Origin of the sequence: Geobacter grbiciae, from assembly GCF_018531165.1 — a bacterium.
GTDB lineage: Bacteria > Desulfobacterota > Desulfuromonadia > Geobacterales > Geobacteraceae > Geobacter > Geobacter metallireducens.
On the sequence record NZ_JAHDIW010000012.1, the window covers coordinates 99,010 to 111,524 of the forward strand.

The following is a 12,515-nucleotide window of genomic DNA, read 5'->3' on the forward strand; positions in this document are numbered from 1 at the left end:
CATCACGTCCCGGGCGCAACGAATTGCACCCCCACATCAATTTCAGAGGCATTCCATTGGACAAGCTGATCATCAAAGGGGGAAAGAAACTGACCGGTGACGTATCGGTCAGCGGCTCCAAGAACGCGGCCCTCCCCGTCTTCATTTCCACCATCCTCGCTCCCGGACTCAACGAAATCCGCAATGTCCCGTTCCTGCGCGATATCAACACCACCATCAAGGTCCTGGAATCTCTGGGCGCCGTGGTGGAGGGAAACGGCAACATCGTCAAAATCGACACGACCCACGTGAACGACGTGGAGGCCACCTACGATCTGGTAAAGACCATGCGGGCCTCGGTCCTGGTCCTGGGGCCGCTTTTGGCGCGCCACGGCCGGGCGCGGGTCTCCCTCCCCGGCGGCTGCGCCATCGGCGCCCGCCCCATCAACCTCCACCTTAAGGGGCTTGCGGCCCTTGGGGCCGACATCCGGCTGGAGCACGGCTATGTAGAGGCCAAGGCGAAAAAGCTGAAAGGGGCGCGGATTAACTTCGACATCGCCACCGTCGGGGGTACTGAGCAGCTCATGATGGCGGCGGCCCTGGCCAAGGGTGAGACGATTCTGGAGAACGCTGCCCGGGAGCCGGAGATCATCGACCTGGCCGATATCCTGAACAGGATGGGGGCCAGGATCGACGGGGCCGGCACCGACACCATCCGGATCACCGGGGTGAAGGAGCTGGCGCCGGTTGCCCACGACGTCATGCCCGACCGGATCGAGGCCGGCACCTTCATGGTGGCGGCGGCCATTACCGGCGGCGACATCAAGATTCACAACATGAAGCTGGAGCACCTGGACGCCCTCGTCTTCAAGCTCCAGGATGCCGGCGTGGAGATCATCAATCGTGACAACGTGGTGCGGGTCAAGGGTCCCCGTCGCCCCAGGGCCATCAACATCAAGACCCGTCCCTATCCCGGCTTCCCCACCGACATGCAGGCCCAGTTCATGGCCCTCATGTGCGTGGCCGACGGGGCGAGCGTCATCAGCGAGAACATCTTCGAGAACCGCTTCATGCACGTTTCGGAGTTGCTCCGCTTCGGGGCCGACATCACCGTTGCGGGGAACACCGCCACCGTGAAGGGGGTGAAGAAGCTCTCCGGCGCGCCGGTCATGGCCACGGATCTGCGGGCATCGGCCTCGCTGATCCTGGCCGGGCTTGCCGCCGACAACACCACGGAGATCTCCCGTATCTACCACCTGGACCGGGGGTATGATTCCATCGAGAAGAAGCTGGCCGGCCTCGGGGCCGACATCAAACGTGTAAAGGAGTGAGCCGGCGGCGGGAGCGGGTGCCATTGCTGGTCCCCGGTCCCTGGTCCCCGGTCCCTTAGTTTTATGAGCGACTTTCTTACCATCGCCATCCCCAAGGGGCGGATTCTCGAAGAGTCCGTTGCCCTGTTCGGCAAAATCGGAATCCACTGCGACGAGCTTCTCTCCAACACCCGCAAGCTCATCTTCGAGAACCGCGAGCAGCGGATGCGGTACATGATTGTCCGGGCCACCGACGTCCCCACCTACGTGGAGTATGGTTGCGCCGATCTCGGCATCGTGGGGAAGGACACCCTCATGGAGCAGGAGAAGGACCTCTACGAGCCCCTGGACCTCAAGTTCGGTTACTGCCGGATGATGGTTGCGGAGCCAGCGGGGCTTGCCAGGGACGACGACCCATCCAGTTGGAGCAACATCCGGATCGCCACCAAGTACCCCAACGTGACTGAGAAGTACTTTGCCGGCAAGGGGGTACAGGTGGAGATCATCAAGCTCTATGGCTCCATCGAGCTGGCGCCGCTGGTGGGGCTCTCCGAGCGGATCGTGGACCTGGTCTCCACCGGCGAGACCCTGCGGCAGAACGGCCTTGTGGAGGTGGAGACCATTGCCGAGATCACCACGCGCCTCATCGTCAACCGGGCGAGCCTCAAGACCAAGCACCCCCGGATCACCGAGATCATCGAAGGGTTGGAGAAGCACGTATGAAATTCCTCGATATCAGGGATACGAACTTCGACATGGGATTCGCTGCCATCCTCGCCCGGGGCGAGGAGACCGGCCGCGAGGTGGAACAGGTGGTTCTCGACATCATCGCCGATGTCCGTGCGCGGGGTGACGAGGCGCTCCTGGAGTACACCCGGCGCTTCGACCGGCTTGAGGCCGATTCCGTCGCCTCGCTTCAGGTAACCGAGGACGAGATCGACTACGCCTTTGCCCGGGTGATGGACGAGGAGATCGCGGCCCTCAAGCTGGCAGTGGAGCGGGTGGCCCGCTTCCACGAGAAGCAGAAGCAGGAGACCTGGCTCTCCACCGGCGAGCCCGACATCCTTCTCGGCCAGATGGTGACTCCCCTGGAGCGGGTCGGGATCTATGTCCCCGGCGGCAAGGCGAGCTATCCCTCCAGCGTCATCATGAACGCGGTACCGGCCCGGGTGGCGGGCGTCGACGAGGTCGTCATGGTGGCCCCGACTCCCGGCGGCGAGATCAATCCCCATGTCCTGGTTGCGGCGCGGCTCTCCGGCGTGGACCGGATCTTCCGGCTCGGCGGCGCCCAGGCCGTGGCGGCCCTGGCCTACGGAACCGCGACGGTGCCCAAGGTGGACAAAATCACCGGCCCGGGGAACATCTACGTGGCCACGGCCAAGAAGCTGGTCTTCGGCCAGGTGGGGATCGACATGATCGCCGGCCCCAGCGAGATCCTCGTCATCAACGACGGAAGCGGCATCCCGGCCCACATCGCCGCAGACCTCCTCTCCCAGGCGGAGCACGACGAACTCGCTTCGTCCATCCTCATCACCACCGACCGCGGCTTCGGCGAGCGGGTGGCGGCGGAGGTGAAGCGGCAACTGGCGGAGCTCTCCCGGGAGACCATTGCCCGGAGATCGTGGGAAACCTACGGCGCCGTCATCGTGGCAGGAAGCCTCGACGAGGCCATCGCGTTCAGCAACCGGATCGCCCCGGAGCACCTGGAGCTGGCCGTGACGAACCCCTTCGATGTCCTGCCGAAAATCAGGAACGCCGGCGCCATCTTCCTCGGTCACTTTACTCCCGAGGCTGCGGGGGATTATCTGGCCGGCCCGAACCACACCCTTCCCACCGGCGGCACGGCCCGGTTCTTCTCACCCCTGTCGGTGGACGATTTCGTGAAGAAGTCCTCCATCGTCTACTTTAGCGAGAGCGGGTTGAATCGTCTGGGGGGGGACATCGTCCGGATCGCCGAACTGGAGGGGCTGGAAGCCCACGGTAGGTCGGTGAGCGTGAGACTGAAGGGGGAAGGAGGGGCCCGGAAATGATTCCACTTCGACAGAACATCGCCTCCATGAAGGGGTACATTCCCGGTTACCAGCCGCCCGATATCGCCTCGTGGATCAAGCTGAACACGAACGAAAACCCGTATCCGCCGTCGCCGGAAGTGGTAAAGGCCATTCTCGAGGAACTTGGACCGGACGGGGCTACCCTGCGCATCTACCCCAGTGCCTCCAGCCAGAAGCTGCGCGAAGTGGCCGGAGAATTGTACGGCTTCGACCCCTCCTGGATCATCATGGCCAACGGCTCCGACGAGGTGCTGAACAACCTGATCCGGGCCTTTGCCGCCGAAGGGGAGGAGATCGGCTACGTTCACCCCTCATACTCCTACTACGGCACGCTTGCCGAGGTCCAGGGGGCCCGGGTACGCACGTTCGGCCTGACCGACGACTTTCGGATCGCCGATTTTCCGGAGCGCTATGAAGGGAAAGTATTCTTCCTCACCACCCCCAACGCACCGCTTGGCCCCAGTTTCCCGGTCGAGTACATCGACGAGCTGGCCCGGCGTTGCGCCGGCATGCTGGTACTGGACGAAACCTATGCCGAATTTGCCGAATCCAATGCCTTGGAGCTGGTGAGAAGACACGAGAATGTGGTGGTGACGCGCACCCTTTCCAAGAGCTATTCCCTGGCCGGCATGCGTATCGGCCTCGCCATTGCCCGTCCGGAGGTGATTGCGGCCCTGGACAAGATCCGCGACCACTACAATCTCGACCGCCTGGCCCAGGCGGCCTGCGTGGCCGCACTCCGCGATCAGGCATATCTGTCGGAATGCTGCCGGAGGATCCGCGAGACGCGGGAATGGTTCACCACTGAACTGCGCTCCCTTGGCTATGACGTTATCCCTTCCCAGGGGAACTACCTGTTTGCCACTCCCCCTGATCGCGACGGCAAGCGGGTTTACGACGGGCTCTACGCCCGCAAGGTCCTGGTCCGTCACTTCTCTGACCCGCTCCTGGCCCATGGGATGAGGATCTCCATTGGCACTCGGGAGGAGATGGAGAGGACCCTCGCCGCCCTGAAAGAGATTGGCTAACTTCTATACCCACGAGGAGGGTTCCATGTCCCGGAAAGCCAGCATCGAACGCGTCACCAAGGAAACCCAGATCAAGCTCTCCCTGGAGATCGACGGCACGGGCGAGGCGAAGATCTGCACCTCGGTGCCGTTTCTCGACCACATGCTCGACCTCTTCGCCCGCCATGGCCTCTTCAACCTCCAGGTGGACGCCAGGGGGGACATCGACATCGACTTCCACCACACGGTGGAGGATATCGGCATCGTCCTCGGCCAGGCGCTGAAGGAAGCCCTGGGCGACAAGAAGGGAATCCGGCGCTACGGCCAGGCCAGCGTCCCCATGGACGAGACCCTTGCCAGCGTGGCGGTGGACATCTCGGGGCGTCCCTATCTCGTCTACCACGTCGCGCTTCCCAAGGTGAAGATCGGTGAGTTTGACGTGGAGCTGGTGCGAGAGTTTTTCCAGGCGGTGGTCAACAACCTGGGCGCCAATATCCACGTGAACGTCATGTACGGCGACAACGTCCACCACATGGTCGAGGCCTGCTTCAAGGCCTTTGCCCGGGCCATGGACCAGGCGACCCAGGTGGATCCCCGGATCGAAGGGGTCATGTCGACGAAGGGCAAGCTCTGATATGGCAACAATCGCAATCATCGACTACGGCATGGGTAATCTCCGCTCCGTCCAGAAGGGGTTCGAAAAGGTGGGGTTCGAGGCGGTGGTGACCGCCGACCCGAAGGTGGTCCTGGAGGCGGAGAAGGTGGTCCTCCCCGGCGTGGGGGCGTTCCGGGACTGTATGCGCAACCTGGAGCAGGGTGGGTTCGTGGAGCCGATTCTCTCGGTGATCCAGGATGGACGCCCCTTCCTCGGCATCTGCGTCGGGATGCAGCTCCTCTTCACCGATAGCGTGGAGTTCGGCCTCTACCAGGGGCTGAACGTCATCCCCGGCCACGTCCTCCGCTTCCCCGAGGGGATGCGCGAAGGAGGCGAGGATCTCAAGGTCCCCCACATGGGGTGGAACCAGCTTTCCATCAAACGTCGCCCTTCGGCTTTCTCCGATGTTGAGGATGGAGCGAACGTTTATTTCGTTCACTCGTTCTACGCAAAGCCCGATGAAGAGGGTGTCGTTGCCGCTACGAGCAGTTACGGTATTGATTTCTGCGCCGCCGTCTGGAAGGACAACATCGTCGCCACCCAGTTCCACCCCGAGAAGTCCCAGGCGGTGGGTTTAAGTATTTTGAAAAATTTCGCGCTTTCAAAAGCATAAAATCCACCATGGAGACACGGAGGCACGGAGTAATTCTCCTATGGGCCTTTCTCCGTGTCTCCGTGCCTCCGTGGTGAAAGGTTTTTTTGAATGATTGTCATACCTGCCATCGACCTCAAGGGAGGAAAGTGCGTCCGCCTCGAACAGGGGCTCATGGAGAAGGACACTGTCTTCTGCGACAATCCGGCCGACCAGGCCCGGGCGTGGGAGCGCCAGGGGGCGGAACTGCTCCACATCGTTGACCTGGACGGCGCCTTTGCCGGTGAGCCGAAAAACCGGGCCTCCATCGAAGCGATTGTCAAGGCCATTGCCATTCCGACCCAACTAGGGGGGGGCATCCGGGACATCCCCACCATTGAGGCGTACCTATCGCTTGGCATCGGCCGGGTGATCCTCGGCACTGCGGCCCAGCGCAACCCGGAACTGGTGGAGGAGGCGTGCCGCCTCTTTCCCGGACGGATCGTTGTGGGGATCGACGCCAAGGACGGCATGGTGGCGGTCCAGGGGTGGGCCGAGGTGACCGGCGTCACGGCGGTGGATCTGGCGAAGCGGTTCGAGGGGTACGGCGTCTCTGCAATCATCTACACCGACATCGCCCGTGACGGCATGATGCAGGGGCCGAACATCGGGGCGACCAGAGCCCTGGCCGAGGCGATCTCGATTCCGGTCATCGCTTCCGGCGGGGTGTCGTCCCTGAAGGACATCGAGAACCTCATGGCTATTGAGGCGAGCGGCATCGCCGGCGCCATTACGGGCAAGGCAGTCTACACCGGGGCCATCAACCTGGCCGAGGCCGTGGCCCTCACGAAGCGGGGAGGGGCGTAACATGCTGACCAAGCGGATTATTCCGTGCCTCGACGTGAAGGGGGGGCGGGTCGTCAAGGGGGTCCAGTTCTTGGAGCTGCGGGACGCTGGCGACCCGGTGGAGATCGCGGAAGCCTATGACCGCCAAGGGGCCGACGAGCTCACGTTCCTCGACATCACCGCCTCGTCCGACGAGCGGAACATCATCATCGACGTGGTGCGCCGCACCGCCGAGCGGGTCTTCATGCCGCTCACTGTGGGAGGCGGCGTCCGAACCGTGGACGATATCCGCAATCTCCTGAACGCCGGTGCCGACAAGGTCTCCATCAATACGGCGGCGGTCCATCGCCCTGAGTTCGTCCGGGAGGCGGCGGAGCGCTTCGGTTCCCAGTGCACCGTGGTGGCCATCGACGCCCGGCAGGTCCCGGGCGAAAACCGCTGGGAGGTCTACACCCATGGCGGTCGCAACCCCACCGGCATCGACGCGGTGGAGTGGGCCCGGCGGATGGAGGAGTACGGCGCCGGCGAGATCCTCCTCACCAGCATGGACCGGGACGGCACCAAGGACGGCTACGACATCTCTCTGACTCGCGCCATTGTCGATGCGGTCTCCATCCCGGTCATCGCCTCCGGCGGGGTGGGGAACCTGGAGCATCTCCACGACGGCTTCGTAAAGGCGGGAGCCTCGGCATGTCTTGCCGCCTCCATCTTTCACTACAAGGAGTACACCATCGGCGAGGCGAAGGAGTATCTCCGTGGGCGGGGGGTCCCGGTCCGGTTATGAACGAACGTGACGATATTCTGCAGGCTGTTTATCGGGTGATCCAGGAGCGCAAGGGTGCTTCCGCTGATTCTTCCTACACCGCATCGCTCCTCCAGAAGGGGGTCGACAAGATCCTCAAGAAGCTCGGCGAGGAGGCCACTGAAGTGGTCATCGCCGGCAAGGGGGGGAAGCGGGAGGAGATTGTCTACGAGACCGCCGACCTCTTTTTTCATACTCTCGTGCTCCTGGGCTACTACGACATCGACCCCGAAGAGATCTATGCGGAACTGCGCCGTCGCTTCGGTACTTCCGGCATCGCCGAGAAGGCGTCGCGGCCCAAGGAATGAAAACCTCCTGAATATCTGTAAAAAATTGTTGACACAAATACGGTAGCCGCATATTATGCGTGGTCTGTGAAAAAATATCCGGCCCATGAGTAATTTCTTCTATAAGCCCAAGTGGCCACTTTACATAGAGGAGGGAGGGGAATATGCATGCCGGGTGTCAAGGTAAAAGAAGCTGAGCCTTTTGAGCTTGCGCTGAAGAAGTTCAAAAAACAGTGTGAGAAGGCGGGGATCCTCTCCGAGGTCCGCAAGCGCGAGCATTACGAGAAGCCGAGCATCAAGAAGAAGAAAAAGGCTATCGCCGCGCGTAAGCGTGCCATGAAAAAACAGCGTAAGATGATGGACTAATCAGGGATATTCATGCTGCGGGACAGACTGAACGATGAGATGAAGCAGGCCATGAAGGCCCGGGATGAGATACGGCTCTCCGTAATCCGTCTCATTCGCTCGTCGGTCAAAAATCGTGAAATCGAGTTGCGGCACGAGCTTGCCGATGGGGAGATAACGGAGGTTCTCTCCACCTTGGTCAAGCAACGCCGGGAGTCGATCCGGATGTTTGGCGAGGCAGGTCGGACCGACCTCGTCGAGAAGGAGGAGAAAGAGTTGGCAGTGCTTCTCACCTTCCTCCCGCAGCAGCTTTCCCGTGAAGAGGTTGAGGCGCTGGTCGTGCAGGCCATCGCAGACAGTGGAGCCCAGGGCCCGAAGGATATGGGGAAGGTGATGAAAGCCATCATGCCTCACGTGACCGGCAGGGCTGACGGTTCCCTGGTCAGTGTAGTGGTTAAGGAAAAGCTTGCGTAGCGTTGCGCTCTTTTTCTGACATCACAATACTAATATGAGCTATGGGGGCGATTCTCTGGATTGCCCCCTTCTTCTTTTGCCCGTTGTTAAGGTTACGAGTTCGGCATGAGCCTCCTCGATATACTGCTCTGGGCCGTTTTGCTGGGGTTTGCGGCAAAGGGGTTCATGAAGGGTTTTGTCCGCGAGGTCTGCTCACTCCTCGGGTTGGTGACCGGAGGGTGGGCGGCCTTTACCTATTACCAGACCGCTGGCGCGTTCCTGGGGAATCTTATTCATCTTCCCCCCCGGGTGGCGTCCGCAGTGGCGTTCCTCTGCATCCTCCTGGCGATCGGCCTCCTCTTCTTTCTCGTCGGACACCTTCTCACCGTAATCTTGAAAATTGTCCTCCTCGGAGGGGTCAACCGCGTCGGGGGAATTGTCTTCGGCCTTTTGCAGGGAGGGCTTCTTCTCAGTATTGTTCTTTATCTGGCCAGTTCCCCTCCCGTTCCCCAGGGGGTACGGTGCAGGATAGCCGCATCCGGCTCTGCCCGGGCCCTCGCCGACTGCGGGAAGGACATTGTGACTGGTTGGCGAAAAAATGCTGTTGAGAAACGGCCTGCTGGAGAAAATCGGACTAAAGATGTCACTGATCCCCGACGATAAGATCAGGGAGGTCCGGGAGCGGGCCTCGATTCTGGACGTGGTGTCCGACTACGTGAGCCTCCGGAAGTCGGGAGCCAACTACCAGGGGCTTTGCCCCTTCCATGGCGAGAAGACCCCTTCCTTCAACGTGAATCCGGCCCGGGGGATCTTCCACTGCTTCGGTTGTGGCGTGGGGGGGAATGCGATTACGTTCATCGCCAGGATGGAGGGGCTCTCGTTCCCCGAGGCGGTGAAGTTCCTTGCCAAGCGGGTGGGGGTTGAGATCGAGGATCGTCCCGTATCCGCTGCGGAAAAGCGGCGCCTGGACGAACGGGAGGAACTCCACGGTATCATGGATCTGGCCGTGGGGTTCTACCGCGAGGCCCTCGAACGGAGCGAGGAGGGGGGGGCGGCGCGTCGCTATCTGGAAGGACGTGGTGTGGATCGGGCCACGGCAGAGGCGTACCGCCTCGGCTTTGCCCCGGACCGCTGGGACTTCCTGGCCCGTCATCTCCAGCATCGCTCGGTGCCGCTGGAACTGGCGGAGAAGCTAGGTCTGGTGAGACGTCGGGACGGAGGCGGGTTCTATGACACCTTCCGAAACCGGCTTCTCTTTACCATCACCGACATCCATGGCCGTGCCATCGGGTTCGGCGGCAGGGTTCTCGACGACTCGCTACCCAAATACATCAATTCTCCCGAATCGCCCATCTATCACAAGAGCGAGGTCCTCTTCGGCGTTTCCCTCGCCAAGGGAGCCATGCGGGAGACGGGAAGCGCCATCGTGGTGGAGGGGTATTTTGACCATTTGGCCCTCTACCAGGCGGGGGTGAAAAATGTTGTTGCCACCTGTGGCACTGCGTTGACCGAGGGGCACACAAAGCTCCTGAAGCGGTACGCTACTAAGAAGGCTTATACTCTGTTTGACTCTGACAAGGCTGGTAACAATGCAACCTTGAAGGCTTTTGAATTATTTTTTTTAGAACAAGATGTCTTCTCTCAAGGGCAATTTCCGTCATATGTAATTGAATTGCCTAAAGGTGATGATCCAGACAGCTTTATCAGGAGAGAGGGTTCTGACGCTTTTGCTGTCAGGGTAGCTAAGGCTAAACCTGTTTTTGAGTTCTTTATTCACAATTTACTTAAGCAAACAAGAATAGGGAACGTTGAGGGAAAAGCTGAAATTATTAACGTGTTGGTGCCTCGTCTAAGACAAATAGAAGACACCAATAAGCGTGTCCTCTATGCACATGAGGTTTCTCGACTCATTGATGTTGATGTATCGCTGATTTTGAAACAAATAACTACAAAAGGAGTTGTGACTCCTAATCTTAACGACGGAAAAAAGAGCACTCGCCGTGGAGGACCGCAGGAGATGCTCCTGTCCCTCATGGTGCGCTACCCCGAAATTGCAACTCGAGTCAGGAATCACGGCCCCGGCCTGCTATTTGGAGAGAAGCTTCTTCCTGTAGCGGAAGCCATTCTTGGCCAGTTGGAGGAGGGGGAGGCGGTAGACTGGTCCGAAACTCTCGATTTGGTTGAAGGAGAGGACCGGGGCCGTATCGCCGCATTTCTTGTCAACGACGACCATCTGGCCGACGTTGATGTCCACAAGGCCTTTGACCAGTGCCGTGCGGCTCTGGAGCGGAACTCCCTCGGCCGGATGAAGGAGTTGGCTCGGGAACTGGCGGCGACCGACCCCGATAGTCCTCGCTACCGGGATCTCCTGGCTGAGATTGATGCCTTGCGAAACCGTAAATCGCAGTTATCTTAATAAGAACAGCGTGCAATGAGGTGAATTTGATGGCCAAGAAAAGTTCGGACGAAGTTAAGCAGCAGCTGGTGGACATCGGCAAGGAGAAGGGATTCCTTACCTATGACGAAGTCAACGACGTGCTGCCTCCCGACTTCTCAACGGAGCAGATTGACGATGTAATGAGCATGTTCGGTGAGATGGACATCGACCTCGTCGATTCATCCCAGAAGGTCAAAATCCCCAAGATGAAGCTCGACCTCGAAGAGGAAGAGGAGATGGAGGGGGAGCAGGAGGAGATGGAGTACGAGCCGGGGGTCCTGGGGCGCACGAGCGATCCTGTCCGGATGTACCTGCGGGAAATGGGTTCCGTGTCGCTTCTCACGCGCGAAGGCGAGGTTGAGATCGCCAAGCGGATCGAGGAAGGGGAACGCGACATCGCCCGTGTCATCCTTACCACTCCCATTACCGTCAAGGAGATAATCGCCCTTGGCGACAAACTCCGCAAGTTCCAGATAAGCGCGGCCGAGATCAGCAAGGAAGTTGAAGAAGAGGAACTGGAAGAGGACGAGGAAGACGTCCAGGCAAATCGCGTCCTCTCCATCATCGATGAGATCCGGGATCTTGACGTGAGGATGGAGGCCATTGCCGAAGAGCTCGACGCTGAGGGCGCTGCTGCGAAACGCCAAAAAGAGCTCCACGCCGAGCAGCACGAGATCAGGGAAAAGTTCGCCGATCTCGTGAAGTCCCTTCGGCTCAAGGACCGCCACATCACCAAGATTGCCCAGCGCCTCAAGGAACTTTCGGGCAAAGTGGAAGCCATTCTGACAGAGATTGCGGCGGTTGAAACCGAAGCAGGCATCAACGGCGAACGCCTCAAGGAGATTGTTGCCAAGGGCGACGAAAAGGCCAAGGGACTCAAGGTAAACCTTGAGGATGCCCAAAAGCTCGACAAGAAGATCCGCGCCGCTGAGAAAAAACTCAAGAAGCTGGAGCATGAGTCGGGCTTCAAGGCCCAGGAACTTTCCGACGCCCTCCACGCCATCGACCGGGGCGAGGCCAAGGCGAAGCTGGCCAAGTCCGAGCTGGTTGAAGCGAACCTGCGGCTGGTGGTTTCCATCGCCAAGAAGTACACGAACCGGGGTCTCCAGTTCCTGGACCTGATCCAGGAGGGGAACATCGGCCTCATGAAGGCAGTGGACAAGTTCGAGTACCAGCGGGGGTACAAGTTTTCCACCTACGCCACCTGGTGGATCCGTCAGGCCATCACCCGCGCCATCGCCGATCAGGCGAGGACCATCCGGATTCCGGTCCACATGATCGAGACCATCAATAAGCTGATCCGGACCAGCCGCCAACTGGTGCAGGAAATCGGCCGGGAGCCGTCGCCCGAGGAGATCGCCGAACGGATGAATCTCCCCCTCGACAAGGTGCGCAAGGTTCTCAAGATTGCCAAGGAACCCATCTCCCTCGAAACACCCATCGGGGAGGAGGAAGATTCGCATCTGGGGGATTTCATCGAGGACAAGGGGGTCGTTTCGCCCCTGGAGGCAGTCATCAAGGCCAACCTCTCGGAGCAGACCTCCCGGGTCCTCTCCACCCTCACCCCCCGGGAGGAGAAGGTGCTCCGGATGCGCTTCGGCATTGGCGAGAAGAGCGACCACACCCTGGAGGAAGTGGGACAGGATTTCGAGGTTACCCGCGAGCGGATCCGGCAGATCGAGGCCAAGGCCCTGCGGAAACTCCGGCACCCGAGCCGGGCCAAGAAGCTCAAAAGCTTCGTGGAATAGCGCCCGCGAATCCCAACCATGAAA

14 protein-coding genes are annotated in these 12,515 nt (G+C 60.3%); all 14 read left to right on the top strand.

Annotation, left to right across the window (positions count from 1 at the left end; genetic code table 11):
* Positions 1-56: 56 nt before the first annotated feature.
* The gene (murA, locus tag KJB29_RS14265) at positions 57-1,310 is read left to right on the top strand and encodes a UDP-N-acetylglucosamine 1-carboxyvinyltransferase (protein WP_215735098.1); all 1,254 of its coding nucleotides are present in this window, start codon (positions 57-59) and stop codon (positions 1,308-1,310) included.
* Positions 1,311-1,373: 63 nt separating this feature from the next.
* A complete protein-coding gene (gene hisG / locus KJB29_RS14270) occupies positions 1,374-2,012 on the top strand; it encodes an ATP phosphoribosyltransferase (RefSeq protein WP_215735099.1) in 639 nt (212 codons plus the stop codon).
* Positions 2,009-3,319 (top strand): histidinol dehydrogenase, encoded by a 1,311-nt coding sequence (gene hisD, locus KJB29_RS14275; RefSeq protein ID WP_215735100.1) that lies wholly within the window; start codon positions 2,009-2,011, stop codon positions 3,317-3,319. The genes hisG and hisD overlap by 4 nt, the downstream gene beginning before the upstream one ends.
* Positions 3,316-4,368, top strand: coding sequence for a histidinol-phosphate transaminase (gene hisC / locus KJB29_RS14280; RefSeq protein WP_215735101.1), 1,053 nt, complete (start codon positions 3,316-3,318; stop codon positions 4,366-4,368). The genes hisD and hisC overlap by 4 nt, the downstream gene beginning before the upstream one ends.
* A gap of 25 nt (positions 4,369-4,393) precedes the next feature.
* Positions 4,394-4,981, top strand: coding sequence for an imidazoleglycerol-phosphate dehydratase HisB (gene hisB / locus KJB29_RS14285; RefSeq protein ID WP_215735102.1), 588 nt, complete (start codon positions 4,394-4,396; stop codon positions 4,979-4,981).
* Between the two features lies 1 nt (position 4,982).
* A complete protein-coding gene (gene hisH / locus KJB29_RS14290) occupies positions 4,983-5,615 on the top strand; it encodes an imidazole glycerol phosphate synthase subunit HisH (protein ID WP_215735103.1) in 633 nt (210 codons plus the stop codon).
* Positions 5,616-5,705: 90 nt separating this feature from the next.
* Complete coding sequence (hisA, locus tag KJB29_RS14295; RefSeq protein WP_215735104.1) at positions 5,706-6,440, top strand: 1-(5-phosphoribosyl)-5-[(5-phosphoribosylamino)methylideneamino]imidazole-4-carboxamide isomerase; 735 nt, start codon at positions 5,706-5,708, stop codon at positions 6,438-6,440.
* Between the two features lies 1 nt (position 6,441).
* Positions 6,442-7,203 carry an imidazole glycerol phosphate synthase subunit HisF gene (gene hisF / locus KJB29_RS14300; protein WP_215735105.1) on the top strand — a complete coding sequence of 254 codons (762 nt, stop codon included), beginning with the start codon at positions 6,442-6,444 and terminating at the stop codon, positions 7,201-7,203.
* Positions 7,200-7,529 (top strand): phosphoribosyl-ATP diphosphatase, encoded by a 330-nt coding sequence (locus tag KJB29_RS14305; protein ID WP_215735106.1) that lies wholly within the window; start codon positions 7,200-7,202, stop codon positions 7,527-7,529. The genes hisF and KJB29_RS14305 overlap by 4 nt, the downstream gene beginning before the upstream one ends.
* Positions 7,530-7,676: 147 nt before the next feature.
* Entirely contained in the window at positions 7,677-7,874 is a 198-nt protein-coding gene (rpsU, locus tag KJB29_RS14310) for a 30S ribosomal protein S21 (RefSeq protein ID WP_004512363.1), read from the top strand.
* Positions 7,875-7,886: 12 nt separating this feature from the next.
* Positions 7,887-8,327, top strand: coding sequence for a GatB/YqeY domain-containing protein (locus tag KJB29_RS14315; protein ID WP_215735107.1), 441 nt, complete (start codon positions 7,887-7,889; stop codon positions 8,325-8,327).
* A 105-nt stretch (positions 8,328-8,432) separates the two neighbouring features.
* Entirely contained in the window at positions 8,433-8,969 is a 537-nt protein-coding gene (locus KJB29_RS14320) for a CvpA family protein (RefSeq protein ID WP_215735108.1), read from the top strand.
* Positions 8,947-10,722 carry a DNA primase gene (dnaG, locus tag KJB29_RS14325; RefSeq protein WP_215735109.1) on the top strand — a complete coding sequence of 592 codons (1,776 nt, stop codon included), beginning with the start codon at positions 8,947-8,949 and terminating at the stop codon, positions 10,720-10,722. The genes KJB29_RS14320 and dnaG overlap by 23 nt, the downstream gene beginning before the upstream one ends.
* Positions 10,723-10,751: 29 nt before the next feature.
* On the top strand, positions 10,752-12,491 hold the full coding sequence (rpoD, locus tag KJB29_RS14330; RefSeq protein WP_004512367.1) for an RNA polymerase sigma factor RpoD: 1,740 nt from the start codon (positions 10,752-10,754) through the stop codon (positions 12,489-12,491).
* Positions 12,492-12,515: the final 24 nt, after the last annotated feature.

Bases quoted from the DNA above. Each gene is read 5' to 3' on its own strand.
- hisG (WP_215735099.1), top strand. From the start codon at position 1,374: ATGAGCGACTTTCTTACCATCGCCATCCCCAAGGGGCGGATTCTCGAA.
- hisD (WP_215735100.1), top strand. From the start codon at position 2,009: ATGAAATTCCTCGATATCAGGGATACGAACTTCGACATGGGATTCGCT.
- hisC (WP_215735101.1), top strand. From the start codon at position 3,316: ATGATTCCACTTCGACAGAACATCGCCTCCATGAAGGGGTACATTCCC.
- hisB (WP_215735102.1), top strand. From the start codon at position 4,394: ATGTCCCGGAAAGCCAGCATCGAACGCGTCACCAAGGAAACCCAGATC.
- hisH (WP_215735103.1), top strand. From the start codon at position 4,983: ATGGCAACAATCGCAATCATCGACTACGGCATGGGTAATCTCCGCTCC.
- hisA (WP_215735104.1), top strand. From the start codon at position 5,706: ATGATTGTCATACCTGCCATCGACCTCAAGGGAGGAAAGTGCGTCCGC.
- hisF (WP_215735105.1), top strand. From the start codon at position 6,442: ATGCTGACCAAGCGGATTATTCCGTGCCTCGACGTGAAGGGGGGGCGG.
- KJB29_RS14305 (WP_215735106.1), top strand. From the start codon at position 7,200: ATGAACGAACGTGACGATATTCTGCAGGCTGTTTATCGGGTGATCCAG.
- rpsU (WP_004512363.1), top strand. From the start codon at position 7,677: ATGCCGGGTGTCAAGGTAAAAGAAGCTGAGCCTTTTGAGCTTGCGCTG.
- KJB29_RS14315 (WP_215735107.1), top strand. From the start codon at position 7,887: ATGCTGCGGGACAGACTGAACGATGAGATGAAGCAGGCCATGAAGGCC.
- KJB29_RS14320 (WP_215735108.1), top strand. From the start codon at position 8,433: ATGAGCCTCCTCGATATACTGCTCTGGGCCGTTTTGCTGGGGTTTGCG.
- dnaG (WP_215735109.1), top strand. From the start codon at position 8,947: ATGTCACTGATCCCCGACGATAAGATCAGGGAGGTCCGGGAGCGGGCC.
- rpoD (WP_004512367.1), top strand. From the start codon at position 10,752: ATGGCCAAGAAAAGTTCGGACGAAGTTAAGCAGCAGCTGGTGGACATC.